Consider the following 13697-nt stretch of genomic DNA (forward strand, 5'->3'; position numbering starts at 1 on the left):
CATACGAGGTGCCGCCCCGCGTCGGCCGGGCACACGAGGCGCCGCCCCACCACGGTCGGACACACACGGCGCCGCCCCACCGTGGCCGGGCACACGAGGAGCGGGCGCCCGGCGTCGGCCGGAGCGCCCGCTCCCGATCACATCCCGTGGCCGCGGGTGCGGCCCGGTGGATTCCCGTCAGTCCGCCGGCAGCGGTGCGAACGGGTTCGGCGTCGCACCCGTCCAGCGGTGCAGCACCGCGCGGCCGGTCTGCAGGGTGACCCCGCCGGACGAGACGGTGCCCGCCTCGGCGACGTAGTGGCGGCCGTCGTCGAGCGAGATCAGCCCGTACTGCCCGGCCGACTCGTACCCGTACACACCCGACCCCTCGTGATGCTGCCCCCGGGGCAGCAGGGTGAGAAGGCGGCCGTACTCCTTCTCCCGCTGTCCGACCACCTCGCCCGTGCGGGCGCGCTTCGAGCCGTCGACCACGAAGAGGGAGTAGTTGGGGAACGCCGTCTTCCTGCCCTTGTACACGGCCATCAGCCAGTCGCCGCTGCGCGCGTCGTACTCCAGGTTCTGCACCCCGTAGGTGGTGTTGCCGGTGTACGCGAAGAACTTGCCCGAGGGCGACGCCGGGCCGCTGGTGTGCGGGGCGCTCTCGACGAGCGGCTTCTCGTACGCCCTCCAGGACCGCACGTCGTACTGGAGCAGCACCTGGTGGTCGTTGTCCGTGCGGGTGGTGTTCGAGTAGACGCCGTACGCGACGGTGAGCCGGGTGCCGCCCCGGCGGTCGAAGGAGGGCCCGAAGGCGACACCGTCGATGCCGCTGCAACCGTAGCGGTGGTCGGGCGTGTTGCCGGTGTTGCCGTCGAACCTGCCGTCGCCGTTCATGTCGGCCGTGTAGTCCTTGACGACCTCCTTGAGGTGGACGGTGGAGACCACCCCGGTGGACTGCGCGTCCATGTTCATCCGGGTGATGCGGTCCCCGTCGAAGATCGCTATGTAGAACGCCTGCGCGGCCTTGTACTCGAGGGAGCCGTACACCCGGCCGTCGCTTTTGTTGACGTCGAGGTCCCCGAGGTGCCCGGTGAAGCCGGTGACGGAGCCGAGCGGCCTGCCCCGGAGGTCGGTCTTCACCAGGAGGTTGGTGAAGGAGAAGTACATATGGCCCTTGCGGCGGTCCAGGGCCATGCCCTGGAGGTGCCCGGACTGCCAGGCGCCGCCGTCGACGGCCGGCGGAAGGGCGGGCGGGTGGTGCCGGGCCCGGTCGCGGGCGTCGTCGGACGGGGTGCCGGCCTGGGCCGTGCCCCCGCCCGCCAGGACCGCCGCCACGACGACGGTGGACGTGAGCAGTGCCGTGAGCCGGGCGCGTGCGTGCCTGTGCATGGGTGCCTCCGAGATCCTGATCCGGGTTCTGCGGTTCCTGGGCTGCGGTTCCGAGTTCGGGTACGGGGTACGGCTGGTGCGGGTACGGCGCTCGCGGGGGCGGCGTAACGAGATTTCACGGCCGACGTCACACGGGCGTGCACGGGGGATCAGCGCGAGGTGAACGGGACCCGGCGCCGTCGCGACGCCGCACGGGGTGAACGGGAGTGGCCCGCCCACCCGGTGACCCGGTGTCAGCCGTGTTCGCGGTACCTGAGTCGGGGCGGGCGCGCCGGAGCGGGGCATCGCTCCGGGCCGTGTGTACCGGCTCCACGGGGAACCGCGGGGTGTGGCGTACGGGACAGGGGACGCGGGCTGTCGGGCGATGGGAGTGTGGGGGATGCCGGCCCCGGGACCGGTCCCCCGTGCCGGTCCCGGGAAGCCGGCCCCGGCATCCCCTCCCGGCACGGTTCGCACCGGGGGTCGTGAACGTCGCGGCTCAGGCCCGCCCGTGGGCGACCCGCGACCGCCGCGCCACCGAGTCCAGCGCCACCGCCAGCAGGAGCACCCCGCCGGTGACCATGAAGCGGTACGCCGAGTCGAGGTTCAGCAGGGTGAGCCCGCTGGAGATCGACTGGATGACCAGCACACCGAGCAGCGCCGCGAACGCGCTGCCCCGGCCGCCGAACAGACTCGTACCGCCGATGACCGCCGCCGCGATGGCGTTGAGGTTGACGTCTCCGCCGCCGCTGCTCTGGTTGGCCGCCGCGAGCCGGGAGGCCGCGAGGATCCCGCCGACGGCGGCGAGGGTGGAGCACAGGACGAACGCGGCGGTGAACACCGCCTTGACGTTGATGCCCGCGCGCCGGGCGGCTTCGACATTGCCGCCGACCGCGTACATCGACTTGCCGAACCGGGTGCGGGACAGGACGTAGTGCAGGGCGAGCACCAGCGCGAGGAAGAACACGAACATCCAGCCCACGCCCCGGTCGCGGTTGAGGTACCAGACCGCGATCCCGAGCCCCGCCAGCAGGGCCAGACTGCGGCCCACCAGCATGCGTTCCGAGGTGGCGGGCAGCCCGGCCCGGCGCCGCTCCGCCGCCCGCGCGTGCCCCGTCACGTACAGCGCCACAGCGCCGAGCGCGACCAGGGTGTACGCCAGCCACGGCGGGAGGAAGTCCAACTGGGCGAAGGTCACCAGGCCCGAGTCGAAGGGGAGGTTGATCGAGCCCTTGGAGCCGAGGATCCACAGCTGGACGCCGAGGAAGCCGAGCAGTCCGGCGAGGGTGATGACAAAGCTCGGCACTCCGAGCCGGTTGTACACCTGTGCGTAGAACCAGCCGATCAGACAGGCCAGCAGCACGGCCGCGAGGACGGCGACCCAGGCGGGCAGGCCCCGGTCGACGAAGAGCACCGCGAGGACGGCGGCGCTGAGTCCGCTGACCGAGCCGACCGACAGATCGATCTGCCCGACGAGCAGCACACAGACGATGCCCAGCGCGATGATGCCGACCGGAACGCTCTCCATCGCCAGATTGGTGAGGTTGGCACTGGAGAGGAAGATCGGGTTGAGGATCTGCATCACGGTCCAGATCACGACGAGCCCGGCGATCACGGGCAGGATCCCGAGATCACCCCCGCGCAGCCGGTCCGAGATCGCCGAGAGGCCGCTCCGTTCGCCGCCGGAGCCCGCCGGCTTCGGCGGGGCCTTCTTGGTGAGATCGGGCTTCGTGGCCAGTTCAGACATGATCGGTACCCCTGTCGGTGACAGCTGTCGTGACGCCCGGCCCGCCCGTGGCGGGTCCCGCCCCGTCCGGCGGATCCGGTACGGCGGACTCCGGCCCGGGGGCGGGTCCGGTGCGCCCGGCGCGGCGGCTGACGACGTTGTCCGACGCGCCCGTGATCGCCGTCACCAGGTCCGACGCCGTCGCCTCGGCCGCGTCGAACACTCCGTTGTTACGGCCGAGACGGAGCACGGCCACGGTGTCGGCGACGGCCTTCACATCGGCCATGTTGTGGCTGACCATGATGACTCCGAGCCCCCGCTCCCGGAGCCGCTCGATCAGATTGAGCACCTCGGCCGTCTGCGCCACTCCGAGGGCCGCCGTGGGCTCGTCGAGAATGATCACCTTCGGGTCGCCGAGCAGCGACCGCGCGATGGCGACCGTCTGCCGCTGACCGCCGGACAGGGCCGCCACCGGGACGCGGACCGAGGGGATCTTCGCCGACAGCTCGCCCAGGAGCGCGCGCGAGCGCACCTCCATGGCCACATCGTCGAGGCGGAGGCCCCGCAGCTCACGGCCGAGGAAGAGGTTCTCCACCACGTTCAGGTTCTCGCAGAGGGCGAGGTCCTGGAAGACGGTCGCGATACCGAGCTGCTGGGCGGCGGCGGGGGAGGGGACGGTGACGGTCCGTGAGGCGAAGCTGATGGACCCGGAGTCCGGTGCGTGCACACCGGAGAGGACCTTGACCAGGGTGGACTTCCCCGCGCCGTTGTCGCCCACCAGGGCGACGACCTGGCCGGCGGCGACATCCAGGGCGACATCCGTGAGCGCGGCGACCGCGCCGAAGGACTTGCTGATCCCGCGCAGTGAGAGCAGCGAGTCCCCTCGCCCCGGCTGAGGCGACGGGAAGGACGGAGTGGACATGAGGGACCTTCGAGGCAGGGGACGGAGGCTGTCGCGGCCCGCCGCACGGCCGGGAGGCGGCTGATGCGCCGGGCGGCGGGTCGGACCCTTCTTGCGGACGGTGACGCGGACCGGCGGAAGCCGGTGGTGGCGGCCGGGGCCGAGAGGACCCGCGGCCACCGGCTCCGGCTCCCGGTGACCGGCCCGGCGCGGTGACGGGTGCCGACCGGCGGCCGTCGGCGCGGACCCGGAGGTCCGGGCCGGTGACCGGCGGGTCTTCACCCGGTGCGGCGGCCCGGCGCGGTGACCCGCTCCTCCCCGGCGAAGGAGCCGGCCGCACCGCCTACTTGATGCCGAGTTCGGTACAGGCGGCGGCGTACTTCGCGGTGCACACGTCCGCGGTCTTGAGGGGCTTCCCGGAACCCACCAGCACCTCGGCGATGTTCTTCTGCGTCACCACCGTGGGGGTGAAAAGCTCCGAAGGAGTGTCGAAGAGCGTCGCGTTCCCCTTGGGCTTCTTGCCCTCCGCGAACGCGAATGCCGCGACGGCCGCCGATTCCGCGACGGTCTTGATGGGTTTCGAGATGGTGTTGTACTGGTCGCCGCTGACGATGCGCTGTGCGGCGGCGAGTTCCGCGTCGTTTCCGGTCACCGGCGGCACCTGGGCGCCCGCGGCCTTGAACGCCGCGATGGAACCGCCGCCCGTACCGTCGTTGGCCGCCACCACTCCGGCGATCTTCCCGGGGAATTTCCTGATCTGACCGCCGACCCATTCCTGTGCCTTGCTCGGCTCCCACGCCGGGGTGTCGTACTCGGCCAGGAGATCGAATCCACTGGAGTCGACGGAGGTGTGGATGCCCTTCTTGATGAGACCGGCGGCGGCGTCCGTCGGCGAGCCGTTGACCTGGAGGATGCCTCCCTTCGCCGAGGACGCCTTGAGGTGGTCCACCAGCGACTGGCCGATCATGCTGCCGATCTTCTCGTTGTCGAACGACACGTAGTAGTCGGCCTTGGCCGCGGGAATCGGGCGGTCGTACGCGATGACCTTGACGCCGCGCGACTGCGCCGTGCGGACGGTGGTCGCCGCGGCGGCGGAGTCCACCGGGTCGATCACGATCACCTTGGCGCCCTGGGCGAGAGCCGAGTTCGCCTGCTGCTGCTGCTTCGCCGCGTCACCGCCGGCGTTCTGATAAAGGACGGAACAGCCGTCGCAGAGTTCCTTCATCTTGGCCTTGAAGAGCGGTGCGTCGTACAACTCGTAGCGCGTCGACGCGAGATCGGGCATGAGAAAGGCGATCTTCGCGTTCTTGGCGGAGCCGCCGCCGGAGCCACTGGACGGTTCATTCGTCGAACAGGCCGTGGCGGAAACGAGGACGGCCGTCGCTGATGCGGCTACGGCAAGCGTTCTGCGAGAGAGCTTCACTGGGTTCTCCTTGGAGTTCCGCCCTTGGCGAAGGGGGCGGTCGACTGGTGGAGCGACTGTCACCAGATGTGATGCGAAAGGTCGGTCCGTAGCCGGTCGATCCTGATTCCGCGCGGCAAACGTAACATTGATCACGTTAGTACTGTCAACACTTCTGTCAGAATTAACGTCGGCCCTGTCGAGTGCGCTGAGGACACGGCGGGTACGGAAGCGTGGAAACGCCCCACTCACCTGGCGTGGTGTGAGGTTTCCGAGTGCCCGGGAAGACGTGTGACATCGCCCCACCGCGAGCGTTCACGGGCCAGTTCGGCCCGGTACCGCCCGTATCCGTCCTCATGGAGGGCGTGTACACGGGGGCGCGGATCGACCGTGTGATGAGGCCCCGGCCCCGCGGGAGCCGCGAGACGGAGCGAGGCCCTGGCGACCGCCGCCACCCCCAGCGCGCCCACCTGTTCCTCCAGGGGGATACGGACCGGCCGGCCCAGGATGTCGGCGATCAGCTGCGCCCACATCACGGAGCGGGTGCCACCGCCGCACAGGGCGAGGGTGCCGCTCAGCCCGGCGGTGTCCAGGCAGTGCCGGGCCGCGTACCCGATGGCCTCGCACATGGCCCGCACGGCGTCCGCCCGGCCGGTGCCCAGGGTCAGTCCGTCGAGCCGCCCGGACGCGGCCGGTTCGACGAACGGCGCCCGTTCCCCGGCCTCGGACAGGAAGGGGAAGGCGGTGACCCCCCGCGCCCCCGGCGGGCTCTCGGCCAGCAGGGCGTCCAGTTCGCCGGTGGTCGCGCCGACCAGCCCCAGCACCCACTCCAGGGCAGCGGTCCCCACCATGGCGGGCATCGCGCGCAGCCACTGCCCGGGGTCGGGGGTGCACAGCCACATCCCGGCGGGTTCGGCGCGCGGATCGATCTCCACGCGGTCGGTGAGCACCTGGCTGGCGAGCGTGGTCCCGAGGATCAGCAGACCGTCCCCCGGCTCCCGTACCCCGCCGCCGATCGCGCAGGCAGGAAGGTCGTACGGGCCCGCCACCAGCGGCAGCCCCTCGGGCAGGCCCAGCAGTCCGCCCCCCAGCCGGTCCAGGGCGAGCACCGTGCCGGGCGCGGCGGGCGCGGGCAGCAGCCGCGCCTGGTCCGCGACCCCGCACGCGGCCAGCGCCTCCGGAGCGTAGGTACGGGTGAGGGGATCGAGGAACGGAAGCGTGGCGTCCGAGGCGTCCAGGCAGACCTCGCCCGTGAGCCGCTGGGCGACGGCGTCGACGCAGTAGCCCGCGACGGCCGCCCGGTCCAGGGATTCCGGCTCATGCTCACGGAGCCAGGCGAGCAGAGGCCCATGGCATCCGGGGAACATTCCGGATCCGGTGTACGCATAGGCCTTCTGGACCGTGCCGTCCATGAGCCAGCGCGTCACGAGGTCCGAGGCGCGGGCGTCCATCCAGGAGATCGCCGGACGCACGGAGCGGCCGTCGGAGTCCCGCAGCCACAGGCCGTCGCCCTGGCCGGTGAGCGCCACCGCGTCCGGGTCGCCGGGGAGCGCCGAGGTGATCTCGCGCACCACCTCCGCGACACTGGCCACGACATCGTCGAGGTCCTGCTCCACCCGTCCGCCGGGCAGTCTGTCCAGGCGCGAGCGCCGGGACGCCGAGGCCAGCGCGGCCCCCGTCCCGTCGAACGCCACGGCCTTGGTGACCGACGTACCCACGTCAACGCCGATGACGGTGCCCACGACCGGCTCCTTCCCTGTTCCGTACGGGCCGCCCGGCCGGTTCCGTACGCCGTCCGGGCCGCGGTCCGGTCATGGCCGCCCGGCCAGCAGGACGTCCGGGTTCGCCGGGTGGGCGAGTTCCTCGCCCCGGACGAACCGGCCGACCTCGGCGGCGGTGATCGACGCGGCCCGGTGTGCGGTCTCCTTGGTCGCGCCCGCCAGATGGGGCGTGGTGATGACGTTCGGCGCCTCCCGCAGCGCCCAGTCGTCCGGGATCGGCTCCACGTCGTACACGTCGAGCGCGAGCGCGCCGAGCCGGCCGCTCCTGAGCAGGCCGGGCAGCGGGGCGTGGTCCAGCAGGCCGCCCCGGGCGGAGTTGACCAGCACCGCGCCGTGCGGCAGCAGGGCGAGCCGGCGGGCGTCGAGCAGATGACGGGTCTCCGGGGTGAGCCGGGCGTGCAGGCTCACCACGCTGCTCCGGCGCAACAGGTCGTCCACCTCGACGGGTTCGACCCCGTCGGCGACCGCCGCGGCCGGATCCGTATAGGGGTCGGCCACCAGCACCTGGGCGCCGAACGCGAGCAGGACCCGGGCCACGATCCGGCCGATGGCGCCGTACCCGATCAGACCGACCGTGGCGCCGCTGAGTTCGATGCCGCCCTCCTCGTACGCGTACAGATCGCCGCGCCAGACGCCGCGCTTGAGGTCCGCGTCGGAGGAGTTGATGCGCCGCATCGCGGTGAGCATCAGGCCCACCGCGAACTCGGCGGCGGCGGGGGCGTTGCGCCCGGGGGCGAAGCTCACCGCCACCCCGTGCCGGGTGGCGGCGTCCAGGTCCACGTTGACCGGGCCGCCCCGGGAGACGGCGACCAGGCGCAGGTCGGGGGAGGAGGCGAAGACCCGCTCGGTGAACGGCGCCATCTGGGTCACACAGACCGCGGCGCCGGACAGGGCGTCGATGAGCTGGTCCTCCGTGCCGCTCGCCTCCCGCACCCCGGCGACCGGACCGAAGGGTTCGTAGGGCCACGGCAGGGTCAGTTCGGCGAGTTCGGGGGATTCCCGCCCGGTGTGCGCCAGCTCCCGGTCCAGGGCGGCGCGCAGCAGATCGGGACGGACGAAGTGGTCGCCTGCGGCGAGGATGCGCATGAAGACTGGGTCCTTCTGCAGGGGAGGCCGACAGCGCCGGGACCCCTGGTACCCAGAGGTTTCGGCTGCGGAAAGTCTGTTAAATTTAACAGCGAGAACGTGAAGGAGCAACGTTCTTCACACAGAAGGGGGTCCTCCATGACCGCTCGCCTCCTGCTCGTACGGCACGGCGAGACCGAGTGGCACGCGGAGAACCGGTACGCCGGTGTCTCGGACGTCGCACTGACCGGGAAGGGCCTCGCCCAGGCCGCCGCCCTCGCCTCCTGGGCCGCCGCCTCGGGCGTGGACGCGATCGCCTGCTCCCCGCTGAGCCGCGCCCGGCTGACGGCGGGCCCCGCGGCGGCGGCCCTCGGGCTGGAGCCGGAGGTCGTCGAGGAGCTGCGGGAGGTGGACTTCGGCTGGGGCGAGGGCCGCACCATCGAGGAGATGGGCCGCGAGGACCCGGGCGCCGTACGGCGCTTCCGCGAGGACGCCGAGACCGGCGCGTTCCCCGGCTCCGAGCCGCCGTCCGCCGCGGCCGTCCGCGCGACCGGGGCGCTGCGCTCCCTGGCCCGGCGCCACGAGGGGCGGCGCGTCCTGGTCGTCGCCCACAACACCCTGCTGCGCATCGCCCTGTGCGACCTGCTCGGCCTGCCCGTCGGGCGCTACCGGCGGATCTTCCCGCGCCTCGACAACGGCGCGCTGACCGAGATCGAGATCTCCGGCGACGACACGGCGCTGCGCGCGCTCAACGTTCCCGCGCACACCGTTCCCGCCCCCACGCCCTCCTCCCACGATGCGGGAAACTGAGCCCATGACGAAGACTTCCGCCGAAGCGCGCCGCCGGCTCATCGCCGACCATGTGGTGGAGCACGGCACGGCGACCGGCGCGGACCTGGCGCAGCTCACGGGCGTGAGCCTGATGACCGTCCACCGCGACCTCGACGACCTCGAACGCCGGGGAGTGCTCAGGCGCTTTCGCGGAGGCGCGTCCGCCCTGCCGTCCACGGTGTTCGAGTCGAACCTCGACTACCGGCTCGGGGTCAACACGGCGGAGAAGAACGCGATAGCGCGCGCCGCCGCCGAGCTGGTCGAGCCCGGTATGTCGGTGATGCTGGACGACTCGACCACGGTCCTGGCGATGGCCGGACTCCTCGCCGACATGGCCCCGCTCACGGTGGTCACCAACGCCCGGCGGGTGGTGGACCTGTTCACCGACCGGGAGGGCATCCGGCTGATCGCCCTCGGCGGCGAGTACTCCCGTACGCACGACTCCTTCCTCGGAGTGCCCTGCGTGGAGGCCGTAGAGGCGCTCTCCGTCGACCTCGTGGCGGTCTCCACCTCGGCGCTGGACTCCCGTATGGCGTACCACCAGGAGCAGGACGTCGTGCTGGTCAAGCGGGCCATGCTCACCTCGGCCGCGCGCAAGGTCATGCTCATGGACCACACCAAGCTCGCCCGTACCGCACTGCACCGGGTGGGGCCCGTCAGCGATCTCGACCATCTCATCGTGGACGACGGGGTGGGCTCCGACCTGCTCGCCAAGCTGCGGGAGCGGACACAGGTGACGGTGGCCCCGACCGGGGGCTGAGCCGCCGAGGTCCCGATCCGGCCCCCTCGGCCGCCGTGTGCGACCGCTCTTACCACGCTGATGGATCGTGTGTTAACTTCACAGAGATTGTTCACAGTCCGGCTGGGCGCATGCCACGGCCGGATCCTTCCCGACGTCCGAGCCGGCCTCCGCGGTGTCCGCGCCCGCCGGTTCCCCTGCTTCCCCGTCCTCGCGACCCCGAGAGCCCTGTCCCGGCACGGGACGGCCGGCCCGGCCGGTGCCGGACGGGTGACATGAAAGGACGCCCGCTTCCATGAGCAGTGGATCCCACCGGACCACCCGCCACCGCCCGGCCGTGATCGGCGTCGACGTGGCCACCGCCTCCGTCCGGGCGGTGTGCGCCGACGCGGAGGGGCGGGTGCTCGCCACCGCGCACAGTGAACTGCCGTCCCCCGTGCGCGGCGCCGGAGGCACGAGCGAGCAGGACGCCCGGCGGTGGTGGCCCGCCGTGCGGTCCGTCCTGCGCCGGACCACCTCCGCCCTGCCGCTCGGCGGACGCGAGGTCGTCGCCGTCGCCGTCTCCGCCACCTCGGGTACCTTCGTCCCCGCCGGGGCGGACGGGGAACCGATCGGCCCGGCCCTGATGTACGACGACCGGCGCGCCGCCGCCGTCAACGCCGAGGCCCAGGAACTGGGCGCCACCCGCTGGAAGGGGCTCGGCCTCTCCGTCGGTCCGACCGCCGCCTTGGGCCGCGCGGTCTGGTGCGGGCGCGCCTACGGCACCGACCTCCACCACATCCTGCACACCCCGGACCTCATCGGCCGCAAGCTCACGGGCCGTCCCGTCGCCGTCGACTGGAGCCACGCGCTCAAGTCCGGCTACGACGCCCGCGCCGGCACCTGGGCGGAGGAGGTCTTCGACGCCCTCGGCTTCCCCACGGCCCTGCTTCCCGAGGTCCGGGCCCCCGGCACCGAGGCGGGTGTCGTCTGCGCCGGGGCGTCGGCCGCGACCGGGCTGCCCGCCGGCTGCTCCGTACGCCTCGGCATGACGGACGGCTGTACGGGCCAGATCGCCACCGGAGCCGTCGCGCCGGGCCAGTTCGTCGGCGTGCTCGGCACCACCTACGTCCTCAAGGGCGTGTCCGAGGACCTCGTACGCGATCCGGCCGGAGCCCTCTACAGCCATCGCCACCCCGACGGCTGGTGGCTGCCGGGCGGCGCGTCCAACACCGGCGGCGAGGCGCTCGCGGCCGTCGACTCCGCGCGCCTGCCCGCGCTGGACGGCGCCGCGCGGGACCGGGGCCCCGCCTCGTATGTGCGCTATCCGCTGCTCCGGGACGGCGAGCGCTTCCCCTTCGTCTCGGGCGCGGCCCGCGGGTTCGACCTCGGCACCCCGGCCGACGAGACCGACGCGCACCGGGCGACGCTCGAAGGCGTCGCCTTCGTCGAACGCCTCGCCCTCGACCGGGTCCGCCACCTGGGCATCCCCGTGTCCGGTCCGCTGTACGCCGCCGGGGGAGGCAGCCGCAGCACGGTCTGGACGCGGATCCGGGCCACCGTGCTGGACCGCCCGGTCCGGGTCGTCGAGCGCGCGGAGACCGCCTTCGGCGCGGCGGTCCTCGCGGCGACCGGCACCCTGCACGAGAACCTCTCGGCGAGCGCCCGGGCCATGACCGGCGACGGAACCCTGGTCGAACCGGTCACCGCGGAGCGCCCGGCACTGGACGACGCGTACGGGCGCTTCCACGACGAACTCCGCCACCGGGGCTGGCTCGACGGCAGGTGACCCGTCCCCTCCGAGGCGTCCCGAAAATCCTCAGCTCTGCGGGACGTCCTTGACGAACACGATGCCGTCGCCGGCCGCCAGGTGGGCCGGGTCGAGCGGGGCGTAGCCGAACCAGGGGGATACGCGGGCCGCGAGGCGCGTGTCGCCGAGGGCGTTGGCCAGCCGGGAGGCGTCGACGACGCAGCGGTTCTCCGGGAGCGCGTACAGGAGTCCTTCGAGGGTGTCCGGCGGCGGGGTGTCCACGCCCTGGTGCCGGATCGTGCCGAGGGCCGTGGCCAGGAAGGCGTACCGCTCGCCCAGGCGGGCGCTCACCAGCGCGCCGGCGCTCCACCACTCCAGCGGCAGATCCCCCATCCGCATCGTGCTCTTCTCCCGCTGGAGATGGGCGTTGTGGGCGTGGACGAGTGCCGGGCCCCGAGCGGCGACGGCGAGGAGGTTGTCGGCCATCATCCGGTCCCGCACGCCCGCCAACCGCGTCATGCGACCCGGTGAGGTGTCGGCCAGCCAGTAGTGGTAGCGCAGCAGGCCGGTGGCGGTGCGCCCGTACAGGCGCGCCCGCTCCCAGTCCTCCCGCGAGGTCGCCGCGATCAGGTGCGGCGTCTGCTCGTCGAGCAACGCCACCAGCTCGTCGGCGAGCAGCCGCAACTCCCCGGCCTCGGCCGACCGCCCCACGGACCGGGACGGGTCCAGCATCACCGGCTCGGTCCACCGGTCGTCGGTACCGAACAGGCGGTCGAGGGTCTCCGCGACGCAGGGGAGCAGGTCCGCGTCCACCCAGGCCGCGAGGTAACCGTGGAGCGCGGTGAGGGCCTGCCGGGGGCTCGCGGCGCCGGTGATCTCCAGCGGGCCGTCGAAACCGGCGAAGCGGAGCCGTTCGGATACGGTCCGGCCGTCGTTGTAGGCGCGCATCCAGCGCACGAGCTCGCGATTGGCCGCGGACGCGCCGAACCCGTGGCTGAATCCGTGCTCCATGACCTCGTCGAGTGCGCCCGTGCCCGAGGCGACGTAGTCGTCCACGGCCAGGCCCGTCATGCAGTCGCTCTCGATCGCGATCCACCGGTAGCCCTCCTGCTCGACGAGCTGCCGGAAGAGCTCGTTGCGCAGGTCGAGCAGGGTGTCCTCGCCGTGGGTGGGCTCGCCCAGAGCGAGCAGCCGCGGCCGGCCCGGGAGGAGCCGCATGACAGCGGCAGCCTCGACAGCCTGGACGGTGTCCTTGATGTCAGTAGCCATGACGTCAACGCTATCGTTGAAGTCCCGGTTGAAACTTTTCCCCGATATCGGCGGTTCCATGGGACGAAACCTTCAAAACGCTGAGCGGCTCAGGCCGGTTGATCTGGCGCGTCGGCACGGTCTGTCCACGCAGGCGATCAGGAACTACGAGGAGGCCGGCATCCTTCCGGCCGCCGGTCGCACACCCCACGGCTACCGCACCTATACGCCGCTGCACGCGCGGGCCCTGGACGCGTTCCTCGCCCTGGTGTCCGGCCACGGCCACCAGACGGCGACGTCGGTCATGCGGGCCGTGAACCAGGGCGCAGCCGAGGAGGCGTTCCGCCTCATCGACGAGAGCCACGCCCAACTCCTCGACGACCGCCGGACCCTCCAGGCCGTGGAGAGCGCCCTCCGCGACCTGGAACCCACCACGGAGCCCGAGCCTGCCGCCGTGTCCGGGGCCGGGGGCACGTTCATCGGGCCGCTGGCGGGCAGGCTCGGCATCCGGCCCGCGACGCTGCGCGCATGGGAGCGCGCCGGGCTGGTGCGCCCGCGCCGCGACCCGCTGACCGGGTACCGCGTCTACGACGAGCCCGACGTACGGGACGTCCGGCTGGCGCACCAGCTCAGGCGGGGCGGCTATCTGCTGGAGCAGATCGCCCCGCTGATCGCCCAGGTGCGGGCGGCCGGCGGGCTGGAGCCGCTGGAGGCCGCGCTGTGCGACTGGCACGGTCGGCTGTCCGCCCGCGGGCGGGCGATGCTGACCGGGGCCGCCGGGCTGGAGGCGTACCTCCGCGAGCGCGGATGAGACGCCGGCCGCCGGCCGAAGAGAACATAGGGGCACCAACGGTTCCGTCCCGGCCGACGCGTCCGCCCGGTCCCGGGGCCGTTGTGAAGCTGCGTGGTGTGGCCGTCGGCCGTGTCC

At 72.6% G+C, this 13697-nt stretch carries 11 protein-coding genes; 4 read left to right on the top strand and 7 right to left on the bottom strand.

Annotation, left to right across the window (positions count from 1 at the left end; genetic code table 11):
* Positions 1–177: 177 nt before the first annotated feature.
* The 6 genes from ACFYT4_RS10160 to ACFYT4_RS10185 all read right to left on the bottom strand — a co-directional run bounded on the left by ACFYT4_RS10160 (position 178) and on the right by ACFYT4_RS10185 (position 8243).
* Positions 178–1368 carry a hypothetical protein gene (locus ACFYT4_RS10160; RefSeq protein ID WP_389267077.1) on the bottom strand — a complete coding sequence of 397 codons (1191 nt, stop codon included), beginning with the start codon at positions 1366–1368 and terminating at the stop codon, positions 178–180.
* A gap of 478 nt (positions 1369–1846) precedes the next feature.
* Complete coding sequence (locus tag ACFYT4_RS10165) at positions 1847–3094, bottom strand: sugar ABC transporter permease (RefSeq protein WP_389267078.1); 1248 nt, start codon at positions 3092–3094, stop codon at positions 1847–1849.
* A complete protein-coding gene (locus tag ACFYT4_RS10170) occupies positions 3087–3995 on the bottom strand; it encodes an ATP-binding cassette domain-containing protein (RefSeq protein WP_389267079.1) in 909 nt (302 codons plus the stop codon). Before ACFYT4_RS10170 ends, ACFYT4_RS10165 begins: the two co-directional genes overlap by 8 nt.
* A 322-nt stretch (positions 3996–4317) precedes the next feature.
* Entirely contained in the window at positions 4318–5397 is a 1080-nt protein-coding gene (locus tag ACFYT4_RS10175) for a substrate-binding domain-containing protein (RefSeq protein WP_389267080.1), read from the bottom strand.
* A 227-nt stretch (positions 5398–5624) separates the two neighbouring features.
* Complete coding sequence (locus ACFYT4_RS10180; protein WP_389267081.1) at positions 5625–7118, bottom strand: FGGY family carbohydrate kinase; 1494 nt, start codon at positions 7116–7118, stop codon at positions 5625–5627.
* 69 nt (positions 7119–7187) lie between these two features.
* Positions 7188–8243: a 2-hydroxyacid dehydrogenase gene (locus ACFYT4_RS10185; RefSeq protein ID WP_389267082.1), complete on the bottom strand. Its 1056-nt coding sequence runs from the start codon at positions 8241–8243 to the stop codon at positions 7188–7190.
* A 138-nt stretch (positions 8244–8381) separates the two neighbouring features.
* Here ACFYT4_RS10185 and ACFYT4_RS10190 point away from each other — a divergent pair, with 138 nt between their 5' ends.
* The 3 genes from ACFYT4_RS10190 (at position 8382) to ACFYT4_RS10200 (ending at position 11560) form a co-directional block, all read left to right on the top strand.
* Positions 8382–9032, top strand: a complete 651-nt coding sequence (locus ACFYT4_RS10190; RefSeq protein ID WP_389267083.1) for a histidine phosphatase family protein — start codon at positions 8382–8384, stop codon at positions 9030–9032.
* 4 nt (positions 9033–9036) lie between these two features.
* Entirely contained in the window at positions 9037–9813 is a 777-nt protein-coding gene (locus ACFYT4_RS10195) for a DeoR/GlpR family DNA-binding transcription regulator (protein WP_389267084.1), read from the top strand.
* Between the two features lie 274 nt (positions 9814–10087).
* Positions 10088–11560 (top strand): FGGY-family carbohydrate kinase, encoded by a 1473-nt coding sequence (locus ACFYT4_RS10200; RefSeq protein WP_389267085.1) that lies wholly within the window; start codon positions 10088–10090, stop codon positions 11558–11560.
* Positions 11561–11590: 30 nt separating this feature from the next.
* Here ACFYT4_RS10200 and ACFYT4_RS10205 read toward each other — a convergent pair whose 3' ends face one another.
* Complete coding sequence (locus tag ACFYT4_RS10205; RefSeq protein WP_389267086.1) at positions 11591–12790, bottom strand: erythromycin esterase family protein; 1200 nt, start codon at positions 12788–12790, stop codon at positions 11591–11593.
* Between the two features lie 58 nt (positions 12791–12848).
* On the opposite strand from ACFYT4_RS10205, the gene ACFYT4_RS10210 reads away from it, so the two are divergent.
* Entirely contained in the window at positions 12849–13580 is a 732-nt protein-coding gene (locus ACFYT4_RS10210) for a TioE family transcriptional regulator (protein ID WP_389267087.1), read from the top strand.
* Positions 13581–13697: the final 117 nt, after the last annotated feature.

Source organism: Streptomyces sp. NPDC004609 (assembly GCF_042873655.1).
Classification (GTDB): Bacteria; Actinomycetota; Actinomycetes; order Streptomycetales; family Streptomycetaceae; genus Streptomyces.

Coding starts and splice junctions, on each gene's coding strand:
- ACFYT4_RS10160 (WP_389267077.1), bottom strand. CDS start 1,368: ATGCACAGGCACGCACGCGCCCGGCTCACGGCACTGCTCACGTCCACC.
- ACFYT4_RS10165 (WP_389267078.1), bottom strand. CDS start 3,094: ATGTCTGAACTGGCCACGAAGCCCGATCTCACCAAGAAGGCCCCGCCG.
- ACFYT4_RS10170 (WP_389267079.1), bottom strand. CDS start 3,995: ATGTCCACTCCGTCCTTCCCGTCGCCTCAGCCGGGGCGAGGGGACTCG.
- ACFYT4_RS10185 (WP_389267082.1), bottom strand. CDS start 8,243: ATGCGCATCCTCGCCGCAGGCGACCACTTCGTCCGTCCCGATCTGCTG.
- ACFYT4_RS10190 (WP_389267083.1), top strand. CDS start 8,382: ATGACCGCTCGCCTCCTGCTCGTACGGCACGGCGAGACCGAGTGGCAC.
- ACFYT4_RS10195 (WP_389267084.1), top strand. CDS start 9,037: ATGACGAAGACTTCCGCCGAAGCGCGCCGCCGGCTCATCGCCGACCAT.
- ACFYT4_RS10200 (WP_389267085.1), top strand. CDS start 10,088: ATGAGCAGTGGATCCCACCGGACCACCCGCCACCGCCCGGCCGTGATC.
- ACFYT4_RS10205 (WP_389267086.1), bottom strand. CDS start 12,790: ATGGCTACTGACATCAAGGACACCGTCCAGGCTGTCGAGGCTGCCGCT.
- ACFYT4_RS10210 (WP_389267087.1), top strand. CDS start 12,849: ATGGGACGAAACCTTCAAAACGCTGAGCGGCTCAGGCCGGTTGATCTG.